At 57.1% G+C, this 20,107-nt stretch carries 13 protein-coding genes, 6 pseudogenes and 1 other annotated feature; of the genes and pseudogenes, 7 read left to right on the top strand and 12 right to left on the bottom strand.

The features are described 5' to 3' along the window. Nucleotides 1-1,780, bottom strand: a pseudogene (locus Q1A06_RS13075) (hypothetical protein); the annotation flags it as partial. A 473-nt stretch (nucleotides 1,781-2,253) separates the two neighbouring features. Further along, nucleotides 2,254-2,430 (bottom strand): annotated as a pseudogene (locus tag Q1A06_RS13080) (transposase); the annotation flags it as partial. A gap of 197 nt (nucleotides 2,431-2,627) precedes the next feature. On the opposite strand from Q1A06_RS13080, the gene Q1A06_RS13085 reads away from it, so the two are divergent. Continuing rightward, the gene (locus Q1A06_RS13085) at nucleotides 2,628-3,716 is read left to right on the top strand and encodes a TRAP transporter substrate-binding protein (protein ID WP_299564287.1); all 1,089 of its coding nucleotides are present in this window, start codon (nucleotides 2,628-2,630) and stop codon (nucleotides 3,714-3,716) included. An 85-nt stretch (nucleotides 3,717-3,801) separates the two neighbouring features. Here Q1A06_RS13085 and Q1A06_RS13090 read toward each other — a convergent pair whose 3' ends face one another. Further along, nucleotides 3,802-5,184, bottom strand: coding sequence for a TRAP transporter large permease subunit (locus tag Q1A06_RS13090; RefSeq protein WP_299564290.1), 1,383 nt, complete (start codon nucleotides 5,182-5,184; stop codon nucleotides 3,802-3,804). Beyond that, on the bottom strand, nucleotides 5,184-5,990 hold the full coding sequence (locus tag Q1A06_RS13095; RefSeq protein WP_366523522.1) for a TRAP transporter small permease subunit: 807 nt from the start codon (nucleotides 5,988-5,990) through the stop codon (nucleotides 5,184-5,186). Before Q1A06_RS13095 ends, Q1A06_RS13090 begins: the two co-directional genes overlap by 1 nt. Nucleotides 5,991-6,150: 160 nt before the next feature. Here Q1A06_RS13095 and Q1A06_RS13100 point away from each other — a divergent pair. Next, nucleotides 6,151-6,278 (top strand): annotated as a pseudogene (locus Q1A06_RS13100) (DDE-type integrase/transposase/recombinase); the annotation flags it as partial. 94 nt (nucleotides 6,279-6,372) lie between these two features. Here Q1A06_RS13100 and Q1A06_RS13105 read toward each other — a convergent pair. After that, nucleotides 6,373-7,327 (bottom strand): annotated as a pseudogene (locus Q1A06_RS13105) (IS3 family transposase); the annotation flags it as partial. Then, nucleotides 7,201-7,316 (bottom strand) — a sequence feature (AL1L pseudoknot). (Overlaps the previous pseudogene by 116 nt.) 148 nt (nucleotides 7,328-7,475) lie before the next feature. Between Q1A06_RS13105 and Q1A06_RS13110 the strand changes: the two are divergent. Further along, nucleotides 7,476-9,464 carry a calcium-binding protein gene (locus tag Q1A06_RS13110; protein ID WP_299564293.1) on the top strand — a complete coding sequence of 663 codons (1,989 nt, stop codon included), beginning with the start codon at nucleotides 7,476-7,478 and terminating at the stop codon, nucleotides 9,462-9,464. Nucleotides 9,465-9,539: 75 nt separating this feature from the next. Here the strand turns inward: Q1A06_RS13110 and Q1A06_RS13115 are convergent. Next, a pseudogene (locus tag Q1A06_RS13115) lies at nucleotides 9,540-10,152 on the bottom strand (integrase core domain-containing protein). A gap of 354 nt (nucleotides 10,153-10,506) precedes the next feature. Here Q1A06_RS13115 and Q1A06_RS13120 point away from each other — a divergent pair. The 3 genes and pseudogenes from Q1A06_RS13120 to Q1A06_RS13125 all read left to right on the top strand — a co-directional run bounded on the left by Q1A06_RS13120 (nucleotide 10,507) and on the right by Q1A06_RS13125 (nucleotide 12,203). Then, on the top strand, nucleotides 10,507-10,737 hold the full coding sequence (locus Q1A06_RS13120; RefSeq protein WP_299564296.1) for a hypothetical protein: 231 nt from the start codon (nucleotides 10,507-10,509) through the stop codon (nucleotides 10,735-10,737). A gap of 34 nt (nucleotides 10,738-10,771) precedes the next feature. After that, nucleotides 10,772-11,210: pseudogene (locus Q1A06_RS21045) on the top strand (class I SAM-dependent methyltransferase). Nucleotides 11,211-11,696: 486 nt separating this feature from the next. Then, nucleotides 11,697-12,203, top strand: coding sequence for a superoxide dismutase family protein (locus Q1A06_RS13125; RefSeq protein WP_299564299.1), 507 nt, complete (start codon nucleotides 11,697-11,699; stop codon nucleotides 12,201-12,203). A 279-nt stretch (nucleotides 12,204-12,482) separates the two neighbouring features. Here Q1A06_RS13125 and Q1A06_RS13130 read toward each other — a convergent pair whose 3' ends face one another. The 6 genes from Q1A06_RS13130 to Q1A06_RS13155 all read right to left on the bottom strand — a co-directional run bounded on the left by Q1A06_RS13130 (nucleotide 12,483) and on the right by Q1A06_RS13155 (nucleotide 17,487). Beyond that, nucleotides 12,483-12,812 carry a hypothetical protein gene (locus Q1A06_RS13130; RefSeq protein ID WP_299564302.1) on the bottom strand — a complete coding sequence of 110 codons (330 nt, stop codon included), beginning with the start codon at nucleotides 12,810-12,812 and terminating at the stop codon, nucleotides 12,483-12,485. 160 nt (nucleotides 12,813-12,972) lie between these two features. Beyond that, nucleotides 12,973-13,296, bottom strand: coding sequence for a hypothetical protein (locus tag Q1A06_RS13135; protein WP_299564305.1), 324 nt, complete (start codon nucleotides 13,294-13,296; stop codon nucleotides 12,973-12,975). A 399-nt stretch (nucleotides 13,297-13,695) separates the two neighbouring features. Beyond that, on the bottom strand, nucleotides 13,696-14,466 hold the full coding sequence (locus Q1A06_RS13140) for an ABC transporter permease (protein ID WP_299564308.1): 771 nt from the start codon (nucleotides 14,464-14,466) through the stop codon (nucleotides 13,696-13,698). Then, entirely contained in the window at nucleotides 14,463-15,398 is a 936-nt protein-coding gene (locus tag Q1A06_RS13145) for an ABC transporter ATP-binding protein (RefSeq protein WP_299564311.1), read from the bottom strand. Before Q1A06_RS13145 ends, Q1A06_RS13140 begins: the two co-directional genes overlap by 4 nt. After that, nucleotides 15,395-16,570, bottom strand: a complete 1,176-nt coding sequence (locus Q1A06_RS13150) for an ABC transporter permease (protein ID WP_299564314.1) — start codon at nucleotides 16,568-16,570, stop codon at nucleotides 15,395-15,397. Before Q1A06_RS13150 ends, Q1A06_RS13145 begins: the two co-directional genes overlap by 4 nt. A gap of 8 nt (nucleotides 16,571-16,578) precedes the next feature. Then, on the bottom strand, nucleotides 16,579-17,487 hold the full coding sequence (locus tag Q1A06_RS13155) for an ABC transporter substrate-binding protein (RefSeq protein ID WP_299564316.1): 909 nt from the start codon (nucleotides 17,485-17,487) through the stop codon (nucleotides 16,579-16,581). 1,047 nt (nucleotides 17,488-18,534) lie between these two features. Here Q1A06_RS13155 and Q1A06_RS13160 point away from each other — a divergent pair. Next, nucleotides 18,535-20,106: a flavin monoamine oxidase family protein gene (locus Q1A06_RS13160; RefSeq protein WP_299564319.1), complete on the top strand. Its 1,572-nt coding sequence runs from the start codon at nucleotides 18,535-18,537 to the stop codon at nucleotides 20,104-20,106. The last annotated feature ends 1 nt before the right edge of the window (nucleotide 20,107 follow it).

Below are 20,107 nucleotides of genomic sequence, written 5' to 3' on the forward strand. Positions count from 1 at the left end.
GGCTGCCGGTGGTGTCCCCGGTGAGGGTGACGCCGGTGCCGCCGGTCTGGGTCCAGGCGTAGGTCAGGGTCTGGCCTACATCACCCGCGTCCGAGCCGGAGCCGTCCAGCCTGACGGATGCGGCGGGGTCGACTTCTTGATCGAGGCCCGCATCTGCGGTGGGCGCGGTATTGGCGGGGGCGGTGACGGTGACGGAAACGCTGTCAGCGGGCGAAGGATCGAAACCGTCGTTGACCACGAGCTGGAAGGTCAGCACCACATTGGCAGCACCCACGGCCAGGGTCGGCGCGGTGAAGCTGGGGCTGCCGGTGGTGTCCCCGGTGAGGGTGACGCCGGTGCCGCCGGTCTGGGTCCAGGCGTAGGTCAGGGTCTGGCCTGTGTCGTTTGCGTCCGAGCCAGAGCCGTCCAGCCTGACGGATGCGGCGGAGGCGACTTCTTGATCGAGGCCCGCATCTGCGGTGGGCGCGGTATTGGCGGGGGCGGTGACGGTCACGGTGACGCTGTCGGCGGGGGAGGAATCGATGCCGTCGTTGACCACGAGCTGGAAGGTCAGCACCACATTGGCAGCACCCACGGCCAGGGTTGGCGCGGTAAAGCTGGGGCTGCCGGTGGTGTCCCCGGTTAGGGTGACGCCGGTGCCGCTGGTCTCGGTCCAGGCGTAGGTCAGGCTCTGGCCCGCATCGTTTGCGTCCGAGCCAGAGCCGTCCAGCCTGACGGATGCGGCGGAGGCGACGGATTGATTCAGGCCCGCATCTGCGCTCGGCGCGGTGTTGGGCAAGCTGCCGGACGCGGTATTGGACGCCGTATTCTGGATATTCGCACCGTTGGTGAATGCGCCTGCACCCACACGCACCGTAAATGTACCAACATTGGCCGGGGTCACCGTGATCGTATAGGACGTGTTTGATCCGGTGAGACTGGCACTTGACGTGTTGGTTGTGATCAAATCAGCGGATGTAAAGTTCGCCGACGGATCGGACAACGTGACCGGTGCGGTGAACGTGCCGCTCCCGCCCGGCGAAAATGATCCGATGGAGATCGTGGGCGGCGTAGTGTCGTAGCTGTAGGGTTGGGAATTTATTGTGTTGGCAAGGGTGTTTCCAGCAAGATCCTCAATGCCGCCTCCGCGATTTCCCACTTCGACATAACCATCCAAGGCACTGGAGTTTCGGGTGAACTGTGCCGTCAAATTGTAAGCGCGTGCGTCGATCGGTGTGAGCGAGAGGTTTAAACCGCCAGTTACCACACCGGTCGGAACATCCCTCAACCCGAAGTCGCCGACATCCACGTTCTGCACATCCTCGCTGAATGTAACGCGCCATGTCAGTGTCGTCGCCGTTGTGAATTCGGTCGATGGGGTTAGCCGGTTGATCGACTGGATGGTGGGGGGTGTTGTGTCGGTTGGGCCTGATGGTTTGACCGATGTGCCGGATACCGTTGCGCTGATGGGTGATCCGCCGTAGGTGCCCGAAAGGCTACAACCGGATGGGCAAGAGACGCTGGATGTAAAATTACCCTCGGTGAGGGTTATACCTGCGAATGAGACGGTCCCGAAAGATTGGGCATTCGGCGGCGAGGCTGAAAAGTAGGCCACACGGTATGTCTGGGCGCCGGAGTTGTATTCGATCGTTATCACGTCCGAAGAAAACGGCGGCTCAGGGTTGGAGCATTGGTTAAGTGTCAGGTCCAACCAGACAGTGCCGCCGCCGGCTCCGCCAGTGAGGGGAGGACAATTGTTGTATTGCGCCTGGGCAGGGACCGCCGCCGTGAACCAGAGCATCAGGCCCAATAGCGCCGGGAGGCAGGACCGCGTCAGCCTGGACATCAGAGCATCGCGTTGACAGGGCTGCCCACTGCGGGATGCAAGACCAAGAATTACCGCAATAAAATATGCGAATGAAAACTTCATGACTGTCAGACCCATTCCAAAAAGCTTCGGGCAAGCGAGCTTTGTTAACTTGCGCAAGAAAATATCGTAGATCGCTGGCCTTACGGTCACCAATTTAACAACTTAGAGTAGTTAGCCGAAGCCTCCCTTCAAACACAACATTCTGAACGGCTCATGATAATTTTCTCCTAGCTGGGGCATTCTTAACACAATACATTTCCGACTCTCTCAAATTGAACGCGCCTCGGATTTCATGGTGGGCGATACCTAGTGATTGGCTGGAGAAAAAAATAATGGCACAGCTTCGCGGCAAAACCCGTACGTTTCTGCCACTGGCTAAATAGAGGGTTTGGTGTCGCGAGCCTATCAGGCCGCCTGCTGTTCGTCTTGCCTCGTCGAACCCACGTACGCAGCGTGTCCGGCCCACATCCAATCTTGCCCGCAATCGATTTGATCGCAGCAGATTGATGCTCAAAAACCATCCGCACAGCACGCTCGCGCACTTCTGGTGAATATCTGTTTCCACATTTGTTCTTTTCCATAACCCAGTATCGTTACTTCTCGGACTCCGGCAAACAAGGGGCGGTTCATGAAGGCTCTGAATGTGAACGAGCGGGTGAAGGTGATGCAGTCCGGGTGAGTTTCATCTTGCTAAAAATATTCCTCCGGACCAAAGTCCCCTTGGAAAACTGAAGTGGTCCCACTAATTAGGACAGTTTAAATCGCGAGGAGGCGACAGATGGACAGACGTAAATTTCTAACCCGCTCGGCAGTGGCTGGAACAGGAGTAGCAGCGTTTGCAGCGCCAGCTTTGGCGAAGGATAATATTACATGGCGCATGGTCACGACATGGCCTAAGAATTTCCCTGGCCTTGGGGTCGGCGCACAGCGTCTGGCCGATCGGATTACCGCTGCATCGGGCGGGCGTCTGACCGTGCAAGTCTATTCAGCCGGTGAACTTGTACCGCCACTTCAGTCCCTTGACGCCGTCATCGACGGGTCCGCCGAGATGAGCCATGGTGCTGCCTATTACTGGCAGAACAAATCAACCGCGCTGTCCTTCTTTACCGGTGTGCCCTTCGGAATGACGTCGCGCGAGCTGACAGGCTGGGTTCGCCACATGGGCGGCCAGGAACTGTGGGACGAAATCTACGACCAGTTCGGCGTGCAGGGGTTCCTTTCGGGGGATACCGGAACGCAGGCTGGCGGTTGGTTCCGCAATGAACTGACCGGCGTATCCGATGTGCAGGGTTTGCGGTTCCGCACGCCCGGCCTTGGTGGTCAGGTTTGGGAGAAGCTGGGCGCAAGTGTCACGAACATGGCCGCTGGCGAGATCTTTCAGGCGCTGCAATCGGGCACGCTTGATGCCGCAGAATTTGTCGGACCGTACAACGACCTCGCACTTGGGTTCTATCAGGTCGCAAAGAACTACTACTTCCCGTCCTTCGTGGAGCCGGGTCTGGCGACAGAACTTGTAGTGGACAAGGCCAAGTATCAGGATCTGCCCGATGACTTGCAGGCATTGATCCGCGACATCTGCCAGGCTGAGTACGATCAGGTTGCGTCCGACTTCGCAGCCAACGATCCGCGCGCGTTGCAAACGCTTATCAACGACCACGATGTCAACGTTATGCAGTTCCCCGACGAGATCATTCAGGCAGGTGCCGAAGCGGCCAAGGAAGTGCTGACAGGCCTGCGCGACTCGAGCGACGATCTGACCAAGCGCACCGCCGAAAGCTTTATCGAGGCGCTGAACATCATGCGCGTCCGTACCGAAGACACCGACGGTGCCTTTGTCGAAGCACGGCGGAAGTACTTCACCATCTGATTTCTGGAAGAGTAGGTATCAGGGGCGGCCTTCGGGCCGCCCTTTTTCGTTTACGACTTACGGCAAAAAATGCCGCCGCACGAACTTAGCCGCGCGGCAACCACAGCACGATCTGAGGGAAGACGAACAACAGCACGATTGCAATAAGCTGCAATACCACGAACGGAATGATGCCCCGGTAGATGGCGCTGGTCGGCAGGCTGTCCGGGGCGACGCCTCGCAGATAGAACAGCGCGAACCCGAAGGGGGGCGTCAGGAATGAGGTTTGCAGGTTCACCCCGACCATCACCCCAAGCCAGATAGGGTCGATATCCAGTGCAAGCAGGACCGGAGCCGTGATCGGGATCACGATGAAAATGATCTCGAACGTGTCAAGAATGAACCCCAGCACGAACATGATCAGCATGACGACCACCACAGCCGTCATGGCGCCGCCCGGCAGGCCGGTCAGCAGGGCATGCACCAGGTTGTCCCCCCCCATCAACCGGAACACGATCGAGAAGACGCTCGCACCGAACAGGATGATGAACACCATCGAGGTGATCGTCGCCGTCGCAACGATCGTTTGGGTGAGAATGCCAAGAGACATCCGCCAGCGCAGGATCGCAAGGACCATCGCGCCGACAGCACCTACCGAAGCGGCCTCTGTCGGTGTGGCGATGCCACCCAGAATCGAGCCAAGCACTGCCAGGATCAGCAGGAACGGCGGGATAAGGGCCACCGCTACCTCTCGCAGCAGACCACTGCGTTCTTCAGGCGGAACCGGCGTAGCAGGGCAGCTTGCCGGGTCGGTGATCGCCTTGAAAATCACATAGCTGGCGTAAAGGCTGACAAGCAGAACCCCGGGCAACAACGCTCCGGCGAAAAGATCGCCGACGGACACCGGCACCGGGGCAAAATTGCCTTTTTCCATCTGTACCTGCGCGTTGATACCCGACAGCATGTCGCCCATGAAGATCAGCACGGTCGAGGGCGGGATGATCTGGCCCAGCGTGCCCGACGCGCAGATGACACCTGTGGCGAGTTTCGGGTCGTACCCGGCCCGCAGCATCGCAGGCAGCGATATCAGGCCCATCGTCACAACCGTGGCACCGACAACCCCCGTCGAGGCGGCCAACATCGCGCCCACCAGAACCACCGAAAGCCCCAGCCCGCCGCGCACATTGCCAAACAGCTTTGACATCGTCAGCAGCAATTGTTCGGCAATGCCGGATTTTTCCAGCATGACCCCCATGAAAATGAACAATGGCACGGCGACCAACACTTCGTTGGACATGAAACCGATATAGCGGTTGGGCAAACTGCCAAAGTTCGACGGATCAAAAACCCCGAACGACCAGCCCACCAGTGCGAACAGCAGTGACACGCCGGCCAACGTGAAGGCGACCGGAAAGCCAAGCATCAAAAAGCCGATGATGCCAAAGAACATGAGGCTGGCGAGCAACTCTCCAAGCAGAACCGGATCCATCAAAGAGTTCCTTCGTGACCGGTCTCACCGGGTGTCTGCAATTCTGCGGCGACGTTTGGCGGATAGCGCAACTGTTCAGGCAGCAGATATTCACGATCGGCCAACACCAGGATCGCGCGCAATGCCATCGCAATCCCCTGCAAGGTTACCAGCATGGCGAATACAATGATGAACGATTTCAGGATGAACAGGCCCGGCATCCCGCCAACATTCGAAGACCCTTCCCAGTAGGACCAGGAACGCGTGACGAACGGCCAAGAATAAACCACGACAATGGCCATGAAAGGCAAAATGAAAACGAGCACGCCAAACAGGTCGATTATGGCTTTTCGGCGCACGCTTGCGGGACGGTAAAAGATATCCACACGGACATGATCGCCCCGTGCCAGCGCAAAGCCAGCAACCCCGGTAAACATCGCTCCATTCAGCCAGATATAGAGATCGCGCAGCCACAGGTAACTGACACCGAACAGATAGCGCTGCACCACGACGGTAAAGCAGGCAATCACAATGCCAAGGGCAAGCCAAGATACCACGCGACCGATCACCGCATTCAACGCGTTGATGCCGCGCACGATCGCTGCCATAGCTTGCATGAATTCCTGCCCCCCTGTTTTCCCCAATGAACCGTTTTTCATATGTACCGACATTTCACAACGGAGCACACAAAAAATAAGGGACTGTTGCATTAACCGGCACTTTTCCCAATCGTGTTCGAAAAACGGAGGTGATCGATGTCCAGCCCGCAACCGTTCAAGCACCACCATTTCGCCGCGAGCGTCATCCTGTCTGCCGTTCGCATGCATCTACGCTATCCCCTGTTTTAACCAAGACACTGCGGATTTGCAGGTCGAACGCGGGGTGACTGTTGATCGCGCGACGGTCTACCGCTGAGTGCAGAAGTTCGGGCCGCGTCTGGCTGACCAGATTGACAATCGGCGGCGTTGAATCAGCCTGGATTGGCACGTGGACGAGACTTGTGTCGCGTCAGTAGGAAGTGGCGCTACCTCTGGCGGGCGATTGATCGTCACGGAAAGATGGTCGATTTCAGACTTACGACCTGGCGCGATGCGAAAGCTGCGAAGGCTTTTTTTTGTGAAAGGCCCCCCATTATCAGGGCATTGGCGTAGCATGGCCGATAAAGGGAACTGAACCGCGCAGGGTTTGTCGGAGACTGATTTGTATTCGTTACGCGGCCATGTCTGATCTTTCCAGAGCGGCGTAGAAGTTGGCCTCGGCTTCTGCGGGCGGGATATTCCCGATAGGCTCCCCCAGGCGGCGGTTGTTGAACCAGTCCACCCATTCCAGCGTTACATATTCCACGGCCTCGAAGTTGCGCTAAGGTCCGCGTCTGTCAATGACCTCGGCTTTGAACAATCCGTTGATTATTTTGGCCCGCGCGTTTTCATAGGAAACCCCGACGCTGCCGACAGATGGTGCAACTTTTGCCTCGGCCAATCGATCAGTGTACTTTATCGACAGGTATTGCGAACCGCGATCCGTGTGATGCTCCAGCTGATCGCGCGCGGGTCTACGTTGAGGAATGGCCTTTTCCAAGGCATCGAGGAGGAAGCCCGCATTGGGCGTGCGACTGGCGCGCCATCCCACGATCCGTCGTGCGAACACATCAATGGCGAACGCCACATAAACGAAGCCCTGCCATGTAGCGACATACGTGAAGTCACTGACCCACAAGACGTTTGGGGCTGGCGCATGGAATTGGCGGTTCACACGGTCCAGTGGACAGGGCAGCGCCTTGTCAGGCGCGGTTGTTCTGGACTTCTTGCCGCGAATGACATCTTCGACCCCGATATCCTTCATCAGGCGGGCAACGGTGCAACGCGCGATGTCAAAGCATTCTCGGCGCATCTGATGCCAGAGCTTCCGCACACCGTAGACGCTGAGATTTTGCTCAAAGGCCCGTTCAATCTCGTGCTTGAGTTGCTCATCACGCTTGGCACGATCCGAAAGGAGGAACGGATCTGTCCGCTTGGCCATGTTGTCATAGAAAGTGGCTGGGGCAATCAGCAGAACCCGGCAAATCGACTCGACCCCATGGTCTGCGCGGTGATCTTCAATGAACTGGATCATTTCTTGAATGCGCGGTCGAGCTCCGCCTGTGCAAATACGCTGATGCTTTGCGAGAGGAAACTGAAACAAGTGGGAGCGTCTTCTTTAAGATCAATCGAAAAAATTCTTGCCTATTCTGGGGTTAGCGGGCACGTTCGGACAAAGCAATGTATCACAGTCGTTGTACCGCTCTTATACAAATTCTAGATAGGGATCGAGCGATGTCGAATGTTCAGTTGGTAACTGTTGGAGAGCCGTTTCAGATCAACACTTACTTTCGAGGCGAACAGATCCAGCCAACAATCGCAACGCTAAGCAGTGGGGCCTTTGCGACGGTTTGGCAATCACAAGGGCAAGATGGCGACGGCTACGGGATCTACGGACAGCTTTTGAACAGCGACGCAAGTCGGCGTGGCGCGGAGTTCAGAATCAACAGCCATACCGATGGTAATCAAACCAATGCTGCTGTGGCACAACTGGATGGTGGTGGTTTCGTTACCTTGTGGAATTCCGGTGATGCTGATGGAGATCACGTTGGTACCTACGGGCAAATTTTTGATGCGGCAGGCGTAGCAATCGGTGACGAGTTTCAGGTATCTGTCTCAACTGGAGCGTTTTCGGTATCCGCCCTGACCGAAGGCGGCTTTGTCGTTTCTGGAACAAATTCGGCTCAACGATTTGATGAATCGGGAAACATGGTCGGCGAACCCTCCACTGTGGAAAGAGTAGATTACTGGATAACAAATTCCGTGGTTCAGGGACTTGAAAACGGTGGCTTCATAGTAGCCTCGGGTGGATCGTATCTTTTTTCGGAATCTGTGTTCTTGCAGGTTTTCGATGAAAATGGTGCCGCAGTTGACGAAACTCAGATTGTGGCAAGCGCCGGTTCGTCAGGTGGTGATATAGGACTTCCTAAAATTTCACCGGCGGAATCTGGCAGAGTTCTGGTCTCATTCGATTACAGGGCAGACTACTGTTGTAGCATACCACAAACAACCTACACACGTGGTGTCTTCTTTGGCGAGAGCGGAAAGAAATTCGAAGACATCGGGCTTGGTCCGTATGATGTGATCTTGCAGACTTTGGCGGCAGAGGCGCGCACGCAAACCGTGCTCGTCAGTACAGTCATTGGCGCAGATGGCGACCCGCAAAGTTCCTCAGGTGTATTCGGGCAGCGCTTTGTTATAAATACACTGCCGCAAGGTGAAATTTTCGTTTCTGGTCGCTATGCTCAGGGTTCTGATTTGATCGCCGAGACAGACGGCATCACCGATGCAGATGGGATCGGAGATTTTACATTTCAATGGCTGCGAAATGGTACCGAGATCGTCGGCGAAACAGATAGAATATATACTCTGACGATTGATGATGCGAACGACATTGTTAACGTACGAGTCAGCTACGAAGACGGTCACGGTGTCGTTGAATCTCTTCTTTCTGAACCACCCAGCATAATCGTCGGGGGAGTATTCGAAGGAACCCCCGGTAACGACATACTCCGTGGATATCGTGGTAACGATACCGTGTCGGGAGGCACAGGAAACGACAAAATTGAAGGGCATGAGGGCGACGATCGCATTCTGGGCGGCGATGGGTCTGATTATCTGGGCGGAGGGACAGGAAACGATACGATCATCGGGGGGGATACCGAGAATGATCGCCGCGACGAAATCTTTGGTGGCGACGGCGATGATGTAATCGATGCTGGCTATGGAAACGACGCCGTTTTTGGTATGGACGGCAACGATAGTATTCTTGGCGGGTTCGGCGCGGATTTCCTCGCTGGTCAAAACGGCAACGATACTCTTACCGGATCGGCATTGGGTGATACCCTATTCGGCAATGACGGTGACGATTTCATCAATGGGGGATATGGCAGCGACAGGATGAATGGCGGGACTGGGGCCGACGTTTTCTATCACCTTGGCTCACGCGGTCACGGATCCGATTGGGTACAGGACTATTTTTACGGTGACGGCGACATACTGCTTTTGGGCCGGGAAGATGCGCAGATGTCTGATTTTCAGGTTAACTACGCCAATACAGTCAATGCGGCCGGCGTCTCTGCAGGAAACGCTGATGTGGAAGAAGCTTTTATCATCCACAGACCAAGCGGGCAAATTATCTGGGCTCTAGTCGACGGTGCAGGGCAGTCATCAATCAACATGCAGATTACAGATATCGGAGATGTGTTTGATTTGTTGGTCTGATCTTACTGAAAGGCCAAGACACCACAGCCAGATATCGATGCTAGTGTTCAGTCCCGTCAATTGGCGGCTCGGATCTCAGCTGAATCGATCTGGCTCTGAAGTCCAGTTTTTGTAGACGTATTCGTAGGGCGTGAGACCGTCAAGGGTCTCACGCCTGCGTGCGAAGTTGCATGCGTCCATGAAGTCGGTAAGGTGCGTGCGTAGCTGATCACGGCTGTCGTGGTGGTATCTTCTTACCGTCGCATCCTTGATCGTGCGGTTCATTCGCCTTGGCCATTGGTCCACGGATGGTTTGGGCTGGTCAGTCGATGCTCGATCCGGTTGGGCTCGCAGATCATGTCGAAGCGCATTTGCCGCGGGTATGCTGTGTTCCGGTTGCGGGGCTGCCCGGCAACATATGCCTGCATGTGTGAGAGGGGCCATCGACATCTGGCAAGCGAGAGATGCCATGCCTGTGAATGCGCCGATGTAGTGCCGACCGGGCCAGATGTGGGATCAACGGTTGAAGGACATAGAGGCAGTCGTCCAGCGGTAAAAGCGTGTGCCGTCGGAATGTGGCGTCCTCTTCTTCGTTGAGACCCGTTGAGCACGGCTCCTCTGGACCGGTCTTCTGATCCTCGACCGTCCGGCGCTTGCGCCACTTGGCGCCTGTCTTGAGATTGATGTCGCGTTCTTGGCTCAATTCCAAGAGCGAAGCCCGCGCCTCTCATCGTTTGCTTTGCAAACGACTGCCGGCCAGTGGATCGCTGTATTGCAGCTCTGACGGCGTACGTGCCCTCTCGGCAGAACTGCCTTGCAAATCACCTGCAGGGTAACAGGGCGTGGTGCTCCCGTGACGAACTTGTTCCATAAGGCTTCCGTCCATTCCTGAAAAAAGATCACACCATCAAACCGTGGGATCGAAGACCTAAAGGTCGTCAATGGTCCGGGAGGGTAGATACGAAGGTCGCGGAGCATCGTCTTTGCGATCTCGTTTACGCGAATTTTTATCGCAAGGAGAACACTATGCTGCACCGGGTTTTTGACAATTCTGAATGCGAAGATGACCTTCGATCAGTTGACGGTCCGCTTCCCGGATGCAACCACGCATGTCTTTGACCCATCCACTGGAAAACAAGCAGCTATTCATATTGCTGACGATACAACTGTCAATGCGCTCTGCCTTAGTCAGCCACTCGAAGGCTATATGAACCAAAGCATCACGCTGCCATTTGACGATCGAAGAAACGTTGAAGCTGTTTTACCGCAACCGTATGATAGGAACATAGCCTAGTTGACAGCGCGCGGCCAATCGGTTCCGGTTTCTCATCCGCAACTTAGTTCAGCGGAATGCACCGCAACGCGCAAAGACCAATGTCGCGGACCATTACGATATTTCCGATGATCTCTATGCAGTGTTTCTGGACGGTGATCTGCAATATCCCTACGCCTATTTTACCAACCAGACTTGGATCTGGACGCCGCCCAGAGGGCAAATAAAACTCATATCGCAGCCAAATTACTGCTTGAGCCGGGCGCAAGGGTACTCGCCATCGCGTTGCGGTTGGGGCGGCATGACGCTTACACTCGCGCGCGATTGCGCCGTAAGGGTCACGAGAATTACCCTGTCAGAAGACCGAACAGGAAGGTCTGTCTGAACTGGCGACATTTGAACTGCAGGACTACCGTGCCACGACTGGCACATATGACCGGACCGTGAGTGTCGGCCTGCTGGAGCACGTCGGTGCGTCCAATTACGGCGAGTAATTCGAACGTGTGGCGGATTTGTTGGCGCCGGGCGGCGTTGCCTTGATTCAAGCAATTGGCCGCAGCGGTCCGCCGACATTCCATGATCCGTGGATAAACAAACTATGTGCAATCCCTGTTAGAACTTGTGCCTTCAATGGAAGGCGCGGGACTGTGGCAGACAGACATTGATATCTGACGTTTAAATTACGTGCGCACGCTGCGTCATTGGCGCGCACGGTTTTTGAACCATCATGGTGACGAAACGTACGACGCCCAACGAACGATTCGCTCATAATAGCAAGATGCCAAGTGCAGTGGGCTTGCTTTTCCAATTTTGTGAAACTGGCAGACGTGCGATTGGGCCAACCGCACTATAGAACCTGTCTCACTTTTGCATGACTTACATCCGGCGTGGTTTCGAGATCGGTCTGGAACATTTTTCTGTTTTAACCGTTCTATCTTAACAGCTGATGTTCATGTCGGCGCGGGATTTTGGAGGATAAAATGAAAACACTTACTGCAGCCATTCTTGTCGCCGGTCTGGCGGCTCCGGCACTTCAAGCCGCCGAGGTCAGCGCGGATGTCACGGATCGCGATGGCAACCGTCTTGGCGCTGTTCGTGTGCACGATACCCCTTCGGGGGTGGCCGTCGCAACGCTCACGCTCAACAGTGTTCCTGCGGGGATTCATGCAGTTCACCTGCACGAAACTGGCGACTGTTCCGCGAGTGATTTCAAATCCGCTGGCGGCCATGTGGCTGGGGACCGTGCGCATGGTGTCATGACCGAAGACGGACCGCATCCCGGCGATATGCCGAATCTTACGGTGAAATCCGATGGAGTCGGTGAGGTAGAGGTGTTCTTGCCGTTCCTCAACGTAAGTGAACACCTTCTTGATGAAGACGGAGCAGCATTTGTCATCCATGAGGGGGTTGACGATTATGAAAGCCAACCCGCCGGAGATGCAGGCGAGCGGATTGCGTGCGGAGAGCTTACCGAGCGAACACAATAAAAACCGGGCGGCAGGATCATCGCAGCCTTCCGCCCCTGAATCAGCAGCACTTCGCCCACACAACGGTACGATTTCGCACTAAGCGCAGTAGCATAAGAAAGCGCTTCTCAAAAATCCAGTTCGGGTTACTTCAACTTTTCCAAGAATCACCCCGCTTTCGAAACCGGGTTGGGGAAACATCGGCGTGACAACAGCACTGAATACAGAATTTGGCCCTGGCAAGAAAACTGTCTTAGACACTTAGTTGCGTACCAATGATGCGCAAAAAAGGGAAACCGATCATCGGATTGCCAACCGCCACCGCGCTGCTGCGATACGAGAGGCCAGATAACCAGTGTCGCTGCGGCGCGCGGCGCACTGATCAAGGGGGCGGACCGCTTGGGCACCATAGCACATATACACCGAAAATTCAGCCCAACTCTGCCAGACCGTGACGTCGACCTCGTCGAATTCATCGCGCCCTTTTGCGAGCATATTTGCCGGAGCATCGGAGCGGTAGTGAACGTCGTATCGGATGCTGTGACGCCGCGCGCCCATGTCGAGGGTCAAATCTGTATCATACTGAACGAGTTGGCGAGAAACGACGTGAAACACAACGGACACGATCAAAAGAAGAGTACTCTGGCACTGAAAATGTTGTGCAACAGTTCCGATTGTCGGCAGCTTACGGTTCAGGACAACGGCAGTGGTCTGCCCGAAGGATTTTCAATGCATGACAGGATTCCAGAGGCATTGCCGAGTTTGTTGCAAGGCTCCTGAAGACGTGGACTCAGCATCTTGTCCAATCGCAAAGCGAGAGAAGTAGCGCGGAGCCGATCGTCACGCCCCTGCGATGCACCCCCAACATAATCGACAGAAACTCATGGGTCAGGTTCATCTCGTCGCTGTTGATACGGTAGCGACACATCAGCAGCCACCGCTCTTCTAGTTTGGCCTGTCTGTTCGACAATGCGGTTTGCGAGGTCTGCGTCATCATCGTCTGAACATATCGCATGGGCGTAAATTCGGTTTGCAGGATCACTGCGGTCCCCGACAAGCGTTCATAGCCGAACAGCCCGGTTTCGATGCGGCGACCATTGTTGCTGAAGGCCACCGTCGACCCGACACCGGTTTCCAGAAAAAATAGACAAATTCGATAGGCTCGTCGGGTTCTTCCAACATAATGCCAGTGCCCATTTTCACCGATGTCAAATGCGGCCTGATCAGAGGACGGTCTGCCTCAGAAAAAGTCGAAATGAGATTAGACTGACCGAGTGGACAAGACAAGGCTTAGGGCAGACGTACTCGCGCGCTTGAGCCAAGAGCACGGAGTGCGACGTTCCTCAACCGGGGCCGCCCTTACGGAATAACACCGGCGTTTCACTCTACCAGAAGCCCATCATATCGTAGAGAGTCAACTTGTCAGCGTGCCGTTCCGCACCGGGCGCCTTTCAACCGAAACTGACATCCGCGCGTTTCAGTAGCAGGTCAGATCCTGAGCCTTCTACCGCTCCTAGCAAGAGTTTTCCGGCGCCCTGCGCGGTGCGGTGTGGCGGCTTGACCGGCGGGTCAGACGGCGTTCGATCTGTAGGAAAGCATCATAGGTCAGCACCGCGAACAACCCCACGATCAAACCGCCTTGAAGCACATAAGCCGTGTTGTTGGTCAGCAGCCCGGCGATGATCGGTTCGCCCAGGGTGCGCGCCGCGACGGTCGAACCGATGGTGGCGGTGCCAAGCGCGATCATCACGGAAATACGGATACCGGCCAGGATGACTGGGGCGGCCAATGGCAACTCCACCTGCACCAAACGCTGCCAGCGGTTCAGGCCCATGCCGCGTGCGGCCTCCATCGTGGCTGCTGGCAGGGTTGATAATGCAGTCAGTGCGTTCTCGAATATCGGCAAAAGACCGTAGAGGAACAGCGCCACAAGTGTCGGACGCGCGCCGAACCCCAGCGCCGGCACCGCCAATGCCAGAACCGCGACCGGCGGAAAGGCCTGCCCGACATTGGTGATGGTACGAGACAGAGGCCCAAAGGCGGCTCCCACTGGGCGGGTGACAAAAATCGCCAGCGTCACAGCAATCAGCGTTGCGGCAAGGCTTGCGGTGGCGACCAGCGCAAGATGATTGAGCGACAGCGACAATAGCGAAACCCGGTCGTAGATCACCGGGCCGCGTTCGGGTGCGAAGGGGGCAAACACCGCCGTGAAAAGATGCGGCTGCACCACCAGCGCCAGCAACAGGGCCACAAGGGCGATGCGGATGACATGTGACGCCGTCATACGTACCGCCTTACCCGCTGGCGGATTGCCTGCAACGTCACGCGGCCAGCCTGAGTGCCGTCGCGCTCAACCGGAATCGCATCGCGTCCCGACCATAGGCAGGCCGACAGCGCATCGCGCAGACTGGCGGTTTCGGGCAGGGGATCGCCGTCGGCGGTCCCGTTTTCTGCCAGTTCCGACACCGGGATCAGCGACAACAGGCGCATCGGACGTTCGGCATCCCCAACCATATCGGCCACAAAGCTGTTGCCGGGGTGCGCGACGATATCTTCGGGTGGGCCGTATTGCACCAGCCGTCCCTCATCCATAACGCCGACGCGGTCGCCCAGACGGATCGCCTCTTCCATGTCGTGGGTGACCAGAACGATGGTCGATCCCAGTTTGCGCTGGATCTGTTTCAGATCGTCCTGCGCTCTTGCGCGGATGATCGGATCAAGCGCACCGAAAGGTTCGTCCATCAAAAGCACATCTGGCCTCGAGGCCAGCGCACGCGCCACACCAACCCGCTGTTGCTGGCCGCCCGACAATTCCTGCGGATAGCGGTCGCGAAACGCCGCCGGGTCCATGCCGAACAGCGTCAACAGTTCGTCCACCCGGTCGCTGATCTTGGTGGTTGACCAGTTCAGCAGGCGCGGCACTGCGGCGATATTGCGCGCGACCGTCTGGTGCGGAAACAACCCGTGCCCTTGAATGGCATAGCCGATGCGCCGCCGAAGCAGGTGCGGGGCGACGGCGTGGGTTGGCTCGCCGTTGATCCGAACCTCGCCGGACGTGGGTTCGACCAGCCGGTTGATCATCCGTAAAAGCGTGGTCTTGCCCGACCCCGAGGTGCCGACGACAACTGTGATGGTACCTGTGTCCATCTGCATCGACACTTCGTCAACCGCGTTGATGGTGCCATAACGCTTGGTAATCTGGTCAATTTCGATCATGTGGTGTTCCGGTTCTGTGCGGGCTGCGCGAATTCAACAAAGATATCCATGAGGATGGCGGCAACGATGGCCATGGCGACCGTGGGCAGCGCCCCCAACAGGATCAGATCGGTCGCGGTCTGGTTGAGCCCCTGAAAGACGAAGGTGCCGAACCCGCCACCGCCGATCAGCCCGGCAATGACCGCCAAGCCGATATTCTGCACTAGCACGATGCGCAGCCCCGCGAGGATCACCGGCAGCGCAAGCGGCAGTTCCACCGCCCGAAGCCGTTGGCCCATCGTCATGCCCATGCCGCGTGCGGCTTCGATGGCGGGGGCGGGAACGGAGGCAAAACCGGCAACGGTATTGGAAACCACCGGCAGCAGCGAATAAAGCAGCAGTGCGACGAATGCGGGCGCAAAGCCGATCCCGGCAATACCAATGTCGCGCGCCATGGGCACATTGGCCCCGACCCAGCCCAGTATCGGGATCATGATGCCGAACATCGCAAGTGACGGAATGGTCTGGACAAAGCTGAGAACTGGCAATGTTGCGGCGCGCAGACGCGCATTGCGGTGGCACCAGATGCCCAGCGGAAAACCGATGACGCCGGCAACACCGAGCGACCCTAGCGCAAGTGCGACATGCCGCGAGGCGGCGGTCCAGAAACTGCTGGCGCGGGTATGGTATTCCTGAAGCGGTGACAGGTCGTCCAGAACGCCCGACCAGAACAACAGCGCCATCGCGACAAGCGCGCCGCTCAGCAGTGCAAGGCGCAGGCGCGGTCCCGGTGCAAACCCGCCCACCGCATCGGCGATGAGCAGCATCGCAACCGCGAACAGGCACCAAAACCCCGCACCCGGCGACAGGCGCGCCAGATCTCCGGCTTCTGGCAGTTGCACGCTGGCCGCTCGCGACAAAAGCAGCAGGATACCGCCAAGGCAGACAAGCCCGCCAAGCATCCGCAGCCAGGGACGAAGCCGTGACAATCCGCACGCTAGCCCCGCCAGAATAGCCAACAGGGCCACTGCCGTCACCCCCGGCCCGGCCGTTGCCCATGCCGCCAGCCCGTCACCTGCCACGATCCGGTTGGCCCGCAGCGTTACGAACGGCAGCAGCAGCGACCCAAGACCAAGGGCGGCAAACAGCGCGCCGGGTGGGGAAAGCGGAAACCGCGCAGCCCGCGCCGCCATCGCCCCGCTCAGTCAAACACTCCTGTACTGATCAGATGATCCCGCGCAACAGCTTCGGATGCCTCGCCGCCAACTTGGATACGCCCGTTCAGTTTTTGCAGTGTGGTCATGTCCAGCCCGCCAAAGATCGGGTTCAGCACGTCGGCGATCGCGGGATATTCGTCCAGCACCTCGGCGCGCACGATCGGTGCGGGTTCATAGACCGGCTGAACGCCCTTGTCGTCCTCCATCACCACCAACCCGGTCGCGCCGACACCGCCATCGGTGCCGTAAACCATTGCCGCATTCACCCCCGAGGTACCGCGCGCGGCGGCTTGGATGGTGGCCGCCGTGTCACCCCCTGAAAGGATCACTGTCTGATCCTGACCCAGGTCGAACCCATAAGTTTCCTGCATCGCTGGAAGCACAGCGGGCGAGGATACGAATTCGGTCGAGGCCGCCAGCTTGACCTCGCCGCCACCCGCGACCCATTTGCCGAAATCGCTCATTGTGGTCAGGCTGTTCTGTTCGGCCAAAGGACCGGTCACGGCAATCGCCCATGTGTTATTGGCCGGTGCCGCCTGAAGCCAGACGATGTCATTGGCCTCTCCGTCCAGTTCCTTGGCGCGCTCATATCCGTCGCTGGCGTTCTTCCACAAATCCTTGTCCGCCTCGTTGAAAAAGAATGCTGCATTGCCGGTGTATTCGGGATAAATGTCGATCTGATCGGCGAGAAGCGCCTCACGCACGACCTGTGTGCCGCCCAGTTGCAGACGCCGCTCGACCGGTAGCCCAGCATCCTCAAGCGCAAGTGCCACGATATTGCCCAGCAATCCGCCTTCTGTGTCGATTTTCGATGACACGACGATATCAGCCTGCGCCAGGGTACCAACACCCGCCACGAGCCCGAGGGTCGCGAGAAATTTGTCTACGATCATGACCTGTTCCTTTCTTTCCCATGCACGTTGTTTGATCTAGCGTCGGGTCGGTTGACGCCAAGTGCTTTTTTGCCTGCAATGAAGTTTGCCCGCAAACCGATATAAACTGATCGCGAAAGCGGTTGAAAAATTCTTCTGAATGATAGTGTAGATGGCAACCAGCCCGCCGGCGATCATTGATCCGATGGCTGGCACGAGATCAGCAGAAACGTCAGCAACGCCACATGAGCAAAGGCTCAAGCCCGAAGAACCAAAGCCAAACCGCATAGAGCCCGACGGTCACCATCCCCGAGGATCGTGCGGATCAGCAGGTAACGCCGCAAGCGCGCTGCGACGACAGAGACGGCATGACGTAAACGGCGAAGATCACCGGCACGCTGATACTGGCCGTTGCCCAATGCGATCACATCGACAGGATGACCGCGAAGAGTGTCAGCAGCCAAAGTATTACCGAACGAATGTTGATCGCGTCTGATCTAGATGCCTTTGACTCTTCCATCAAACGTTGCCCGGGTCAGTTTGGGAATCTGTTCTGGCGACAATTTATAGACCGGCAAACGGGAATGCTCGTTCCCAGACCTTCGATGGGTAATTTCATCGTGCATACATGCAAGCGTCAGACACGCGTTGATCCACCGCCCGTTCAAAAGAATGGTACAGGCCCCGCATTACCCGTGATCGCATCCCTTTTTTGCCCCAGATTGTTGCGCAGGATGTCAAGCTCGGGGGTGGGCGGATCGTGTTCGACCTAATGGTCCGGTCGTTAAGGCTAATGGTCCGGTCGTTAAGGGTGAGCGTCGTACGCATGGCAGGTTTCTTCGTTACGGTGAGGCGCTTTGCTTGGCGATCGGACCGCAGATCCCCGAAGAACTGGGGTCCAGTGGCGGCCCGCTGCCAGTCATGGAACCATTTCCACTCACGGTTGTTTCACTCGTATGTGAATGATTGCGCTCCGGATGACACGCAGTGCCTTTGTCGGATCATGTCGATCCACCAACGACCGGTAAACGTTCGGGCCGATACGGAATGTTCGGACAGGAGATATCCATGACACAAATTACACGTCGAAATCTTTTGAACATGATCGGCACCGTCGCAGGCGGTACAGCGATGTACCATGCCATGGCCGCAATGGGGCATGCCGCGCCGTCCAGTTACACAGGTCCACCGAAACTGGATGGCGATCCGCAGGGTACCAAAGTTCTGATTCTGGGCGCGGGTCTTGCCGGGATGACGGCGGCGCTCGAAATGCGCGCCGCAGGTTATGAGGTCGAAATTCTGGAGTTCCGCGAGAAAGCTGGCGGACGCTGCTGGACGCTGCGGTCCGGTGATGAATTTACCGGACTGGGCGAAAAGAAGCAGACCGTGGATTTCGCCGAAGGGAACTATATCAACCCCGGACCGTGGCGCATTCCGCATCATCATTATGCGGTGTTGGACTACTGCCGCAGGCTGAACGTGCCGCTGGAAGTCTTCGTGCAGCAGAACTTTAACAGCTATCTGCACCGCAGCGATGCTTATGACGGCAAACCACAACGTCTGCGTGAGATCGAGACCGATTATCGCGGCCATATTACCGAGTTGCTTGCGAAGGCGGTCGATCAGGACAAGCTGGATGAGTTGGTCACGCCCGAAGATCGCGAAATGTTGCTGGAAAGCCTGCGCAGCTATGGCGTGCTGGATGACCAAAACGAATATGTCAAAAGCCTGCAAACCAGCGAATATCGCGGCTTTGACAGAAGGCCCGGTGGCGGTGTTGACGGTGCACCCATCGCATCGGACCCGATGGATCCCCAGCAGATCATCAAGTCAGGCCTGTGGGCGCATCTCTCTACGCATTATTCGCTTCAGCACCAGGCACCGATGTTCCAGCCGGTTGGTGGCATGGATGGCATCGCCAAGGGGTTCGAGCGTGAAGTCGGCGATCTGATCACCTACCACGCCAAGGTTGTGTCACTACAACAGGACGACGAAGGCGTGACCGTGACTTGGGAAGATACCCAAGGCGGCGGACAACGCACATCAACGGCGGATTGGTGCGTCTGCACGATCCCGTTCTCGATTCTGGGCCAGATAGATCACAATCTTTCGGGCGATCTGGCAACCGTCGTGGACACGATGTATTACAACGGTTCCGTCAAATGGGGTTTGGAATTCAAGCGTCGCTTCTGGGAGCAGGACGAGCACATCTACGGCGGCGTCTCCTACACTGATCAGGCGATTTCGGAGATCAGCTATCCGTCCACGGGTTATCATTCCGAAGGGCCGGGCGTGCTGCTCGGGGGCTACACTTGGCGCGGTGCCAATTCGTTCAAGTTCAACGCGATGTCGCCGGAGGACCGGATCAAAGTCGCGCTTGATCAAGGGGCGAAAATTCATCCGCAATACCATGACGAATTCAAGACCGGCGTCACCGTATCCTGGCACAAGGTGCCTTGGGTGCTGGGCTGCGGTGGCGTTTGGGAAAACCGCGACCAATATCCCGGCGCAGTGGAAATCGACAATCGCGTGGTCTGCGCAGGCGAGCATCTGTCCTATCTGCCAGCCTGGCAGGAAGGCGCGATCCTGTCCTCGCTTGACGCGATTTCGCGTCTTCATGACAAAGTTATCAACGGGTGAG

This window comes from uncultured Sulfitobacter sp. (assembly GCF_947497275.1).
In the GTDB taxonomy this organism is placed as follows: domain Bacteria; phylum Pseudomonadota; class Alphaproteobacteria; order Rhodobacterales; family Rhodobacteraceae; genus Sulfitobacter.